Origin of the sequence: Massilia sp. CFBP 13721, assembly GCF_014842025.1 — a bacterium.
Taxonomy (GTDB): Bacteria; Pseudomonadota; Gammaproteobacteria; order Burkholderiales; family Burkholderiaceae_D; genus Telluria.
In genome coordinates, this window is the sequence record NZ_JACYUY010000078.1 from 1 (window position 1) to 335 (window position 335).

Below are 335 nucleotides of genomic sequence, written 5' to 3' on the forward strand. Positions count from 1 at the left end.
ACGCTCCCAGTCGCCCACCGTCGAATGACGGCGGATATCGAACTTGGCAGCGGTTTCGGTTATGGAAAGCCGATTCTCCCACATGTGCTGCAGCACCGACAATTTGAAAACGGCGTCGTACCGGCTTCGCTTTGGACTAAGCCCGGCATCCCCATGAATCTCGTATGCAGCGACCCATCGCTCGAGCAGCGAGCGATTTCCCATGCCGTGGCGTCGAGACACATTCCGATAGCCTTCGTGGCTCGACAGGTAATCGTGGACTACCGTCTGTTTGAACTCTTTCGTGTACTTCATACCGCTCCAAAAGTTGTGCCCAACTTTTGGGGGTCAGTTCA

1 protein-coding gene is annotated in these 335 nt (G+C 55.2%); it reads right to left on the bottom strand.

What is annotated here, in order from left to right; all coding sequences use genetic code 11:
• On the bottom strand, nt 1-294 hold a 294-nt coding region (locus tag IFT60_RS27220), incomplete at its 3' end, for a helix-turn-helix domain-containing protein (protein ID WP_192057032.1).
• Nucleotides 295-335 lie beyond the last annotated feature (41 nt).